This window comes from Halopseudomonas xiamenensis (assembly GCF_014219065.1).
GTDB lineage: Bacteria > Pseudomonadota > Gammaproteobacteria > Pseudomonadales > Pseudomonadaceae > Halopseudomonas > Halopseudomonas xiamenensis.
The window spans coordinates 78,096-90,266 of sequence record NZ_JACLGO010000013.1 but is presented as its reverse complement, the minus strand read 5'-3'; the positions used below and the strand labels follow the sequence as shown (position 1 = coordinate 90,266).

The 12,171-nt window shown below is 55.2% G+C and carries 11 protein-coding genes; 3 read left to right on the top strand and 8 right to left on the bottom strand.

All coding sequences use genetic code 11. The features are described from left to right. Window position 1: 1 nt before the first annotated feature. Entirely contained in the window at window positions 2-1,123 is a 1,122-nt protein-coding gene (locus H6X51_RS10800; RefSeq protein WP_185267535.1) for a beta family protein, read from the top strand. Between the two features lie 400 nt (window positions 1,124-1,523). Here the strand turns inward: H6X51_RS10800 and H6X51_RS10795 are convergent, their stop codons facing one another. Then, complete coding sequence (locus H6X51_RS10795) at window positions 1,524-2,990, bottom strand: spinster family MFS transporter (RefSeq protein WP_185267534.1); 1,467 nt, start codon at window positions 2,988-2,990, stop codon at window positions 1,524-1,526. A gap of 583 nt (window positions 2,991-3,573) precedes the next feature. Between H6X51_RS10795 and H6X51_RS10790 the strand changes: the two genes are divergently transcribed. After that, the gene (locus tag H6X51_RS10790; protein WP_185267533.1) at window positions 3,574-4,380 is read left to right on the top strand and encodes an enoyl-CoA hydratase-related protein; all 807 of its coding nucleotides are present in this window, start codon (window positions 3,574-3,576) and stop codon (window positions 4,378-4,380) included. 151 nt (window positions 4,381-4,531) lie between these two features. Here H6X51_RS10790 and H6X51_RS10785 read toward each other — a convergent pair whose 3' ends face one another. From H6X51_RS10785 to H6X51_RS10775, 3 genes are read right to left on the bottom strand one after another with little or no spacing between them, the layout of a single operon-like run. Then, window positions 4,532-5,713, bottom strand: coding sequence for an acetyl-CoA C-acetyltransferase (locus H6X51_RS10785; RefSeq protein ID WP_185267552.1), 1,182 nt, complete (start codon window positions 5,711-5,713; stop codon window positions 4,532-4,534). Between the two features lie 14 nt (window positions 5,714-5,727). Next, complete coding sequence (locus H6X51_RS10780) at window positions 5,728-6,384, bottom strand: CoA transferase subunit B (RefSeq protein WP_185267532.1); 657 nt, start codon at window positions 6,382-6,384, stop codon at window positions 5,728-5,730. A 35-nt stretch (window positions 6,385-6,419) separates the two neighbouring features. Continuing rightward, window positions 6,420-7,118 carry a CoA transferase subunit A gene (locus H6X51_RS10775; RefSeq protein ID WP_185267531.1) on the bottom strand — a complete coding sequence of 233 codons (699 nt, stop codon included), beginning with the start codon at window positions 7,116-7,118 and terminating at the stop codon, window positions 6,420-6,422. 126 nt (window positions 7,119-7,244) lie between these two features. Here H6X51_RS10775 and H6X51_RS10770 point away from each other — a divergent pair, with 126 nt between their 5' ends. After that, complete coding sequence (locus tag H6X51_RS10770; protein WP_185267530.1) at window positions 7,245-8,168, top strand: LysR family transcriptional regulator; 924 nt, start codon at window positions 7,245-7,247, stop codon at window positions 8,166-8,168. Here H6X51_RS10770 and H6X51_RS10765 read toward each other — a convergent pair. The 4 genes from H6X51_RS10765 to H6X51_RS10750 all read right to left on the bottom strand — a co-directional run bounded on the left by H6X51_RS10765 (window position 8,146) and on the right by H6X51_RS10750 (window position 12,065). Continuing rightward, complete coding sequence (locus H6X51_RS10765) at window positions 8,146-8,805, bottom strand: TetR/AcrR family transcriptional regulator (RefSeq protein WP_185267529.1); 660 nt, start codon at window positions 8,803-8,805, stop codon at window positions 8,146-8,148. The genes H6X51_RS10770 and H6X51_RS10765 overlap by 23 nt on opposite strands. A gap of 161 nt (window positions 8,806-8,966) precedes the next feature. After that, the gene (locus H6X51_RS10760; RefSeq protein WP_185267528.1) at window positions 8,967-9,821 is read right to left on the bottom strand and encodes a 3-hydroxybutyryl-CoA dehydrogenase; all 855 of its coding nucleotides are present in this window, start codon (window positions 9,819-9,821) and stop codon (window positions 8,967-8,969) included. 27 nt (window positions 9,822-9,848) lie between these two features. Continuing rightward, on the bottom strand, window positions 9,849-11,036 hold the full coding sequence (locus tag H6X51_RS10755) for an acetyl-CoA C-acyltransferase family protein (RefSeq protein ID WP_185267527.1): 1,188 nt from the start codon (window positions 11,034-11,036) through the stop codon (window positions 9,849-9,851). A gap of 144 nt (window positions 11,037-11,180) precedes the next feature. Then, entirely contained in the window at window positions 11,181-12,065 is an 885-nt protein-coding gene (locus H6X51_RS10750; protein ID WP_185267526.1) for an SDR family NAD(P)-dependent oxidoreductase, read from the bottom strand. Window positions 12,066-12,171 lie beyond the last annotated feature (106 nt).

The window sequence follows — 12,171 nt, the reverse complement described above, 5'->3', positions numbered from 1 at the left end:
TATGAACACCACATATTTCCCGATACTCAAAGCACTGACGGCGGAGTTTACTGCCCTGGAAAATACCAAGCCCGTTAGCGCGACACATATAATTCCCATGTTCGAGTTACCCAAAGTCCCAGACAGAAAGAAGTATCGGGAAAGCTCGACGCCAATCATTGAGTTTATCGACGATGCAAGCGAGGAAATTGGGCGTTTGTGGGCGGGGAAATATGCGATGTTCGATGCTTATCATTGGAGCCCAACAACAACGAACGAACATGGTGAGCACGTCATCCCATATACTTATCAGGCCCTGAAATTTATGGGGGTTCAGGCGGTTCCGGTAGTCGGTTATGATCGCTGGGGCGTACTGGAGTACCAAATGGCATTACAGAGTATCGCACGAACTCACAAAGGTAAATTTTGCATTCGGCTCGATCACACAGCCTTTGAAGATGCTGCAGAGCCCGACTTTTTTCAAGAGAACCTGGACGAGGTCTTATCGTTCCTCGAACTCGATCCCGCGAACTGTCATGTGATTTTGGACTTTGAAGATGTAACCCCCTATGGCGCGATTGATCTACTTGGTAAATTTGAGTCGCTATTCAATCTGGTTTCAGGGTATGGGTTCATGTCGTACTCTATTGCTGGATGCTCGTTGCCCAAGACAATAAACGAAGCGGTGAAAAAGCCAAATACTTGTGGCGTGGTTTTGCGAAAGGAAATGTTGTTATGGAGAAGCGCTCGCCAGCGGTTCTCCCAGTTTCCGATTTACTTCGGTGATTATGGTGTTCGTGGCCCAAGTACTAACGAAGGCGTACCAAGTAAACATACAAACGGAAAGATTCGACATACAATCGATAAGGAATATTTCGTTGCGCGTGGCCAGTCTATTAGCAAGCCCCCAAAGGGTGAACAGATGTGGGAGCTCGCGCAGAAGATCATAAACTCTGGTCATTACCTTGGCGCTGAATTTAGCTGGGGCGATAGCGAGATACTTCGATGCAGTAATAAGAAATTCAAAGGCAACGCTGGTCAGTGGATTGCTATTGACACGAACCATCACCTTGCTTATGTGGTTGCAGAAATTGCCGAGTTTGAACGTGTCACCGCTTCGCGCACTGCGACAGCGGAAGGATAGGAGAAACTACCCCGCTGGGCTTGGCGTCGTTCGTGAATGGCCTTCGCCTTCCTTATGTTGTGCTGGGCTATTGTTGGGCCTCCTCTGTTTGGTGGCCTACCCGAGCTGGGCAGCCTTTTCGGTACATGAAGAAAAGGGGACGGATTTATTTTCTATTGTGAACGTCCGCTTCTGGCCGAAAGCGGACTGATCCGCAGCCCCCAACTACCTGAATGACATCGAACGATATCGACGTCAGACGATAGCTTCTACCGAGCCGGCGATCGGTCAAGCCAGGGAAATGAGCTGAATGAAGAGAGGACCAGAAATGTTAAGGTCCATCGGACCCCAATCACTCCATGACGCTAGTGACTCCTTTAGGCGCAAAAGAGAGGGCGCAATGCGCCCTCTGGGTAGTCCTTTATGGCGTGACCGGTTTTTGCACCTCTCTGTCCACCATATCCTTGCCCAATCGGGTCCAGGTCAACAGGAAGCACAGAGCGCTGGCAGCGTACAGGCAGGCCATTATGACCATGGAGGTTTGCAGGCTTTGTGCGTAGACCTGTCCGCAGACGTCCTGCAGACTCTGGTTCAGTTGACCGATCACGGCGGGGTGGCACTGGTTTCGTGCCAGTTCGCCAGCCGCTACGCCGAGATCGGCGATACCGGACTTGAAGAAGATGTCGGAGATTGCGCCAATGAACAGCGGGCCGAAGCCGTAGCCAATCAGGTTGACGAGAAGCAGCATCACTGCCGTGGCCATTGCGCGCACACGCATGCTTACCACGCCTTGGCCGATCGTGTACTGAGCGGCCAGGTAGCCGTACTTCACAAAGCCGCCGATGATCAGGCCGATTGCAGCGTAGAGCAGATTTTCGGTGGTGAAGGCGACGATATAAAAGGGAACCGACAGTGCCAGGCCTACCGCCGGTACCCAGGCGATGGCGCCCGGGTGCTTCTTGTATATTTTGGTCGCCAGCCAACCGGTGGCGAAGGTGCCAACGGCGGCGGACAGGGCGACCGGCGTGTTGATCCAGATTGCAGCCTGGCCGGCGGTAATTTCGTAGGTGCGGACCAGAAAGAGCGACTGGAACGAGGAGATACCGTAACCGCAGAACGCGGCAATGGTGGCACCGGCGGTCATCAGCCAGAAAGCCGGCTTACCCATCAGCTCGTGGATAGCTTCTCTCAGGCTGGCTCGCTCCTTTTTCACGGCTTCGGGCGGATCGGTGTAGCCTCGCGGCGGCTCTTTGACCGTGAGTTTGAAAGCAAGGGCGACCAGCAAGCCCGGCAAACCGACGACGAAGAAGGCGGTGCGCCAGTCGAATACGTCGGTAACCCAGCCGCCGATGATGTTGGCGAACATGGTACCGAGCGTTACGCCCATGGCGTAGAAGCCCAGTGCCTGGGACCGTTCACGCGGGATGAAATAGTCCGCGATCAGGGAGTTGGCCGGCGGCGTACAGCCAGCCTCACCAATCCCCACACCGACGCGACACATCAGCAGAATCCAGAACGCGCCTATGGTGACCGAGCCGATGGTGACTTCCATCGCCAGGCCGCAAAGCGCTGTCATCAGCGACCACAGGGCCACGCAGACGGTCATGATCCACACGCGGTTGGCGACATCGGCAAAGCGCGCCAGCGGGATGCCCACGGCTGTGTAGAGCAAGGCGAAACCGAAGCCGGTGAGAAGCCCGAACTGGGTGTCTGTAATCCCGAGGTCCGGTACCAGGTCGGGGCCGACGACCGCTAGCAGGGCGCGATCGACGAAATTCAAGATGTAAATAAATGTCAGCGCGAAGAGCACATAATTGCGGTACGCCTTGGAGCCGTAGCCGGCCAAGTGGCCTTGGGCTCCCCCCTCTCTGGCAGTGATGGTTCTCATGGACAATACGCCTTCTAGGTTTGTTGTTATAAGTCGATGCGGGCTGTAATCGCACGCTGCTATTACCCACTCCTGGCGGTGTCTGCCTGGCCTTAAGAACAGTTGAAAGCCCTATCCGACTAGACGAACCTTGCCACTATATCGGCATAGTGGGGGTACGGTGGCGCGCAGAATTGTTAAGTTTTGTCGCGAGCAATATGCAGCCTCGAGCGAATGCCAGGACCCAGGCTTATAAGAGTCACCGCGACGCTTGATATTACGGCGTAGCAGCGGGACGGCCAGGCATGGTCGAGCCAAACAGCCTTTTTGAATACTCGTCCATAAGCAAATGGCATAACTTGAGCAGCACGTAGCTGAAACTCAGTCGAGGACGATACGCTGACAATTCAGACGACTGTTTTTGGCCGATTACTGCCAGTCACGACCAGCCTCCTCGAACTGGAATTGACCCATCATTCACGTCCCTTCTGACAGGCTCTACCCAATGGACAGAGCCAGCTTCCCGCAACACACTGTCTGCATTCCGTCACATACCTGCGGGCCAGTGCCCTCCCCCAAAAGGTTCAAGCATCAAGGAAGTCCCATGACCCTGAAAACCAGCGCCGACATCGTTCTGGCCGAAACCTATGGCGCCACCCGTGTGCTGGTCCTCAACCGCCCGGACAAGCGCAATGCGTTGGAAACCGCAATGTATGTGCTGATGGAACAGTACCTGGACGAAGCGCTGGCCGATCCGGCGATCGCCAATATCGTGCTGACCGGCGCGGGCAATTTCTTCTGTTCTGGCGGTGATCTGGAGTCACTGGCGACCCGCGCGGCGTTGCCGGTCGAGGAGCGGGCGAACCTGATCGAGCGCCTGCACAGCCTGGTGCGCAAGCTGAAGTTCTGTCCCAAGCCGGTGATTGCTGCTATTGAGGGCGGTGCTGCCGGAGCGGGGGCTTCGTTGGCTTTTGCGGCTGATCTGATCGTGGCGGCACAGGGCAGCTATATCTCGATGGCCTATGTCAAAGCCGGGCTGGTGCCGGATGGTGGTGGTTCGGCGTTTCTGGCGCTGTCGTTGCCGCACCAATTGGCGGCGGAAGTTGCGCTGTTGGGTGGGCGGTTGCCGGTGGAGCGCTTTGCTGCTGCCGGGGTAGTCAATCGGGTGGTGGCGCCGGGTACGGCGTTGCAGGTGGCACTGGAACTGGGGCAGCAGTTGGCCGAGGGACCGAGGGAGTCACAGGCGGCGATTCTGGAGTTGCTGGATGGGCCGGATCGTGAGGCCTTCGAGCGGCAACTGGAACGTGAGAAGCAGTTGATGGCGATTGCGCTGGGTGGCGCGGAGGCTGCCGAGGGGATTGCCGCGTTCAAGGAAAAGCGGGCGGCGAGGTTTTCAGTGTTCGGGAGCTGAGCACCGCAGCCTTGAGCCGCCGAGACAGGCACTTCAATGCCTGTCCCGGTGGTTCAGGTGAAGCTCAGAAAATCTGACGCTTGATGATGGTTTCGTTACGGTCCGAGATAGCTGTCGCCATCAGCTGCAATAAGGTCAGAAACAGCCAGAATCACTCCCGTTCCACACACAACGCTACACCCTGCCCCCCGCCAATACACAGGGTTGCCAATCCCTTTTTTGCGTCCCGGCGCCGCATTTCATGGAGCAGCGATACCAGCACGCGACATCCGGAGGCTCCAATTGGATGCCCCAGGGCAATGGCGCCGCCGTTGACATTCACCTTGCTGTGATCCCAGCAAAGCTCCCGGCTGACCGCCAGTGCCTGCACTGCGAAAGCCTCGTTGGCTTCGATGAGATCCAGGTCAGAGACTGTCCACCCCGCCTTATCCAGGCTACGCCGGGTTGCAGTAACCGGCCCCATACCCATGATTTCTGGCTCTACGCCTGAACTGGCGTAGGATACGATCCGCGCCAGGATGGGCATTCCCAGCTTCTCGGCCTTGTCGGCGCTCATCAGCAGAACGGCTGCAGCGCCATCATTGAGCGTGGAGGCATTACCAGCAGTAACGCTACCGTCCTTGTCGAACGCTGGCCGCAGGCGCGCCAGCGAGTCGATGGTCGTTTCTCTGCGCGGTTGCTCGTCAACCTCAAAGCAAAGTGCCTCGCCCTTGCGCTGGGGCAATATGATCGGTGTGATCTCTTCCTTGAACCTGCCCGCATCAATTGCTGCCATAGCTTTGGCCTGGGATGCCACTGCCAAGGCATCCTGATCCTCGCGGCTGATACCAAATCGGTTGGCGAGGTTCTCTGCCGTCTGGCCCATATGGTAATCGTTGAACGCATCCCATAGACCGTCGATGATCATGGTATCCAACAGACTGCCATGCCCCATCCGCAGACCGGTCCGCGCCTTGGGCATCGTATAGGGCGCCAGGCTCATATTTTCCTGTCCGCCGGCAATCACTACATCGGCGTCACCGCAGGCAATCGCCTGCGCTGCCAGGTGGACTGCCTTGAGCCCTGATCCGCACACCTTGTTGATGGTCATCGCAGGTACCGTCACCGGCAAGCCGGCATGGATGGCTGCCTGTCGGGCAGGGTTCTGACCAGCCCCTGCGGTCAGTACCTGTCCAAGGATGACCTCGTCCACGGCATTGGGGGCCAGACCATTTCGCGTCAACAGGCTTCGGATGACCGTTTCACCGAGCCGATGGGCCGGGATACCGGACAACGCCCCCTGGAAGCTACCGATCGCTGTGCGTGTCGCATCGACAATGACCACCTCCCGCATACGATCTCTGCTAGTCATAACTGCATCTCCGGTACGTACTCCGGCACAATCAAGCGACCTGCCGTTTTGCTGACAATTTCCTCCACACTGACACCAGGGGCCCGTTCCTTCAGGACGAAGGCACCCTCTGCGATCTCCAGGTAGGCCAGATCAGTCAGCACGCGCTTGATGCATCCGGCCCCTGTCAGCGGCAGGCTGCACCAGTCCAGTAGCTTGGACTCACCGTCCTTGGAGGCGTGGGTCATAGTGACAATGATGTTTTCTGCTCCGGCAACCAGATCCATCGCCCCTCCCATGCCCTTGACCAGCTTGCCTGGGACCATCCATGAAGCGATGTTGCCATGTACATCCACTTCGAAGGCGCCGAGTACGGTGAGGTCAATGTGCCCACCCCTGATCATCGCGAAGGAGGCAGCCGAATCAAAGATCGAGGCGCCAATACGCGCGGTGACGGTCTGTTTCCCGGCATTGATCATATCCGCATCCAACTCGTCTTCCGTGGGGTATTGCCCCATTCCGAGTAGACCGTTCTCGGACTGCAGCATGACCTCCATGCCTTCCGGCACATAGTTCGCCACCAGAGTAGGAATACCAATACCCAGATTCACGTAAAAACCATCCTGCAGCTCACGGGCAACACGTTGCGCCATTTGCTCACGAGTAAGTGCCATGTCTATGTCCTCTTGTTTTTGTCAGCAGCGCTGTATCAATCGCGCAGGGTGCGCTTCTCGATACGCTTCTCGAAACTGCCGCAGATCAACCGGTCAACGTAGATACCGGGCGTCTGAATCTGGCTGGGCTCAATTTCGCCGGGCTCGACGATTTCTTCCACTTCCACAACCGTGATCCTTCCGGCGGCAGCGGCCAGAGGGTTGAAGTTCTGTGCGGTATGACGGTAGATAACATTGCCAAAGCGGTCGGCCTTCCAGCCCTTGACGATGGCGAAGTCACCAACAATGGCGTGCTCCAGCACATAATGACGGCCAGCGAACTCGCGGGCTTCCTTGCCTTCAGCAACAGGGGTGCCAAATCCGGTGGCTGTATAGAACGCAGGGATACCGGCACCACCAGCCCGCAGCTTCTCGGCCAGGGTGCCCTGCGGGGTCAGCTCGACCTCCAGCTCACCATCAAGCAACTGGCGTTCGAACAGGGCATTCTCGCCGACATAGGAGGCAATCATCTTGCGGATCTGCCGCTCTTCGAGCAGCACCCCCAGCCCGAATCCATCTACTCCGCAGTTATTGGAAACCACCGTCAGGTCTGTGGTGCCCTTTCTGCGGATCTCTGCAATCAGGTTCTCCGGAATGCCACACAGCCCGAAGCCCCCCGCCAGAACTGTCATGCCGTCCTGCAGGCCATCCAGCGCTTCAGCATAAGAAGCCACACGTTTATCGAAACCAGACATGCTATTTACCTTTTATTGGACCCTTTATCGGTAAACGCCAGTGTGGAATAAAAGTGTTAATTTGTTAAATTTGTTTTTTGATACTATTAATTTGAAATACAAATCAGTTAAGGCTTGTGTCTGGACATGACAGTTAAACAATTGCGAGCTTTTGTTGCGGTAGCACAAACCTTGAGCTTTGCTCAGGCCGGAGAACGACTCTACATGTCCCAATCTGCCCTGAGCCTGTCGATAAAGGCCTTGGAGGATAGACTAGGGGGACGTCTATTCAGCCGAACCACTCGGGCCGTCAACCTCTCCCCGGAAGGCCAGGCTCTGCTACCCTTGGCCCGCCGCCTGATTGCCGACTGGGACAATGTCGAAGATGAACTGCGCCAGCGCTTCACTTTACGCCGGGGGCGCGTATCCATCGCCGCTATGCCGTCCTTTGCCGGCAATCGCTTGCCGCCCATGCTCATGCATTTTCGCGAGCGCTATCCTGCAATCGGAATCACAGTCCACGATGTGATCAACGAGCAGGTAATAGAGATGGTTCGTAACCGCCAGGTTGAGCTGGGGATTGCCTTCGAACCTGGCAGCGACACGTCACTCAGCTTTAAGCCCTTGTACATGGATCGCTTCGTCGCGGTAGTACCGGAGACATCCCCCCTGGCGGAATGCAAAGAGGTTAGCTGGGAAGATTTACTACCCTACCCTTTTATCACTTTGCAAAGGCCGTCCAGCGTTCGCGTCATGTTGGAGGACAGCTTGAGCATTGGAGGGCAAAGACTGGACGTATCAATGGAGAGCCATCAGTTGGCGACCGTGGGACGCATGGTGAGTAGTGGCCTGGGAGTGAGCGTAATGCCCGCCCTGTGCATCCAGCAGATGCATGAACTCGGTGCCCGCTGTATTCCATTGGTGAATCCTGTGATAGAGCGATCAATAGGCATCCTGACCAAAGCTGATCATGAGTTATCCGTCGCCGCTCAAGCACTTGCTGATATTCTGGGACAACTCGATGCCCAAACCTCCCAACGGAAGCCCACTATCCTTTTTGGAGACCAGTAAAGAAAATCTTGCAGAAGGCATCTGCCACTTCTTCAGCGCTGTATTTACTGTTGGGTGTATACCAACGGTACGTCCAGTTGAGCATACCGAAGATAGTGTTGGCTGCTAGCGTCGCGGCGATATCGTTGCGAAAACTACCCTCCTCGATGCCTTCCTTGATCAGCGCCAATACTGCTCGTTCAAAGCCCTTGGTTTTGTCCAGCATCTCTTGTGCCCAAGGGGTTTTGGCATCCGCGATCTTGTGCATTTCTTCCTGTATATACAGGTACATATAAGGATAACTGTCGCTGTAGGACTTCATTAGCAGCTTGACCAACTGCTCCAGCTTATCCTGCGTGCTAATATCCTTGCGGGCCAGCACCAGTCCTACTTTCTCTGCGTTCTGCTCTACGCCGCCTTTTACCGCATCGCGGAAGAACTCTTCCTTGTTTCCTACATAATAGTAGACACTGGCACGATCCATCCCGGCATGGCTGGCAATATCATTGAGTGTTGTCGTCTGATAGCCTTTTTCCTTGAAAAGGTCCGCCGCGACACGAATCAATTCGTCCCTCTTTGCTTTGTATTTCGCCCCACCATCATTCAGGGCTGTTTTGCGCCGCTGGGAAATATTGCTATTTTTGGGTGACTTTGCCATTTACCACACTTTCCTATTAAGAGAGCAAAAACCATACCAGCATGTTCGCTTTAATGTACCATGCTAGCTAGTACAGGCGCTCCCATCAAGAGAGGGAGCGAATGACCATATCTCAACGCACCAGCTTACATCAGCTGAGTTCCTCGCGGCCAGCAGCGATCTTAGTAATGATAAAAGCCTTGGCCACTTTTACGTCCCAGATATCCCGCCTCCACCATCTCCCTGAGCAGAGGAGCGGGACGGTATTTGGAGTCATTGAAACTGGCGTAGAATACTTCCATGACAGCCAGCAGAGTATCCAGGCCGATAAGATCTGCAAGCGCCAATGGCCCGATCACATGGTTACACCCCAGCCGCATGCCATCATCTATATCCTGCGCAGACGCAATACCTTCCTGGAGAACGAATACCGCTTCGTTGATCATCGGCACCAGAATCCGGTTGATAGCAAAACCGGCACTGTTTTTTACTGAAATAGCGGTTTTTTTGATTACTTCAACAAAGTGGCTCACCGCTTCATAGGTGGTATCATCGGTCTGCAAACCCCGAATCACCTCAACCAGCAGCATGACCGGCACAGGATTGAAGAAGTGCATGCCGATGACACGATTTGGCGTCTTACTCGCAGCGGCGAGCTTGGTAATCGAGATTGACGAAGTGTTACTGGCAATGATGGTGCCCTTGCCAACGACCTGATCCAGCCTCTGAATGATTGCCAGCTTCACACCCTCTGCCTCAGAGGCCGCCTCAATAACCAGATCCACCTCAGCCAAGTCAGCATAATCCGTGGTAATGCAGATACGTTCCAACGCCGACTCACGGTCAGCAGGGGTGAGCTTTCCTTTCAGCACCAGCCGATCCAGACTACTCGCCACAACAGTCATGCCTCGCTCCAGCGATACCTGATCAATATCCAGCATCACCACTGTCAACCCTGCTGCTGCACATACCTGGGCGATACCATTGCCCATAGTGCCTGCGCCAACCACGCCCACTTTATTGATACTTCCTGACATCGCTATTCTCCAGTGGCAAAACTAGCGTTAAGGTCGCTCATAGATAGCAGCAATACCCTGGCCACCACCGATGCACATGGTGACCAGGGCGTAGCGCCCGCCAGTGCGATGCAATTCATGAATGGCTTTGGTGGAGATGATGGCTCCCGTAGCACCGACGGGATGGCCAAGAGAAATCCCTGACCCATTGGGATTGACGATCTCCGGATTCAGACCCAGCTCTCTAATGACAGCACATGCCTGCGCAGCGAATGCCTCGTTGGCCTCAATCACATTGATCTGTTCCAGCTTGATGCCGGTTTTCTGCAGCACTTGCCTTACCGCTGGGATCGGGCCAAGCCCCATATAGTCCGGGTCAACTCCTGCATGAGCATAACCAACCAGGCGCGCCAGCGGATCAATGCCCAGCTTCTCTGCCGTTTGACCTTCCATCAACAGCAACGCCGCCGCTCCGTCATTCAAGCTGGAGGCATTACCGGCGGTGACAGTGCCATTTTCCCGAACGAAAATCGGCTTCATCGCCGACAACTGCTCTACCGTGACATCCGGGCGCACGTTCTCATCACGATTGAACAGGCTGACACCCTTACGCCCCTTGATTTCCACAGGAACAATCTGCTCGTCAAAATAGCCTTTGGAAATGGCCCGTGCGGCGCGATGCTGACTTTCAACCGCCAGTTCATCCTGGGCAACACGCTCAATTCCATAACGGGCTGCCACATTTTCAGCAGTGACCCCCATGTGTTTGAGCTTCCATGGGTCGTGGAGAATTCCATTCATATAGTCCACCGCTTCAGTATTGCCCAGGCGCGCACCCCAGCGAAGATGGGGCAGGAGGAATGGTCCTCGGCTCATGCTTTCGGCCCCAGCGCCGATGGCAATATCGGTATCACCCAGCAGGATCGATTGCGTAGCAGAAATAATCGCCTGTAATCCAGAACCGCAGAGTCGATTGACGTTAAACGCCGGTACCTCTTGCGGAATACCGGAATCCATCGCTGCCACCCGACTCAGATAAGCATCCCTCGGCTCTGTGGGAATCACGTTGCCCATCACCACATGGCCAACTCGGTCCGCCGAAACTCCAGCACGTTCAAGTGCTCCAGAGACAGCGACCGTAGCCAACCTGGAAAGCGGCTGATCTTTCAAGGCACCGCCAAAACTACCAATAGCAGTTCGCACCGCACTGACTACAAATACCTGTCGCTGCGCCATGTTTCCCCCTTCTCATATTTCCAATGGCGTCGTAGACGAAGCTATCGACACCCCCGATAAAAAAAGGCTGCAGGCAGTGTCTGTCTGCAGCCTAAACGGAGCATACGTTTTGTCTCAGCCTGCCAAGCAGCCAAGATACAAAGCCTAACTGTTCCTGTTTGGCAGCCAGCCGATCTTCCCCTCATCGGGCCTATCTAGTTGCGCGTTGAAGCTCCCTACTGCCTTCGCAACGACACCGCCGATATCAAAACCTGTCATTGATGTCAGCCCACCATCCACGGCAAGCGCCTGACCTGTGATATGGGAGGACTCCTCCGAAGCAAAGAACAGCACCGCCTGAGCAATATCTTCCGGTTTCCCTGCGCGCCCCAAGGGGATCAAGTCACCATATGGCTTCCGCAAGCTTTCAGTGAATGCTTCATAGTGTTCTGGGGCGACATTACACGCAGTACCTATGATGGGAGTCAGAATCAAACCGGGGGCAACCACATTGGAGCGAATCTGTTCAGCTGCGAGCTCATAGGAAGCCGAACGAGCAAAGTGCAACACCCCAGCCTTTGCCACATCATAGGATGCGGACGACCAACCGGCCTGGATACCAGCGATACTCGAAAGCGATACGATACTGCCGCCGCCCCCCTGCGCAATCATCTGCTGGGCAGCATATTTATGTCCCAAGGCTACAGATCCCAGCAAGAGAGCGATGGTTCTAGCAAAGCTGTGCGAATCCAGATCGACCACAGCAGCCTGATCCCCCAGCGCACCTGCATTGTTAACCATGATGTCCAATCGGCCAAAACGCTCTACCGCGTAGGTGATCAACGCCTCAATATCACTTTCAACAGTCACGTCGGCACGCTTGAATACTACCCGCTCGGCACCAAACCGTGACTCAAGTCCTGCGGCCTGAGGATCAATATCCCCTATCACAACACGCGCACCTTCCGCTACGAAAGCTTCGACTATAGCCTTGCCTATTCCCCTTCCCCCGCCAGTAATGACAGCGACCTTATTGAGCAACCTTGACATTGCGGAAAGCTCCCTTCTTATTCTTAAGTATCGCTAACTTTTACATAGGCAACACAAAAAATCAACACAAAAGTTGACCAGGAACAGCAACCTGATCTAACAATGC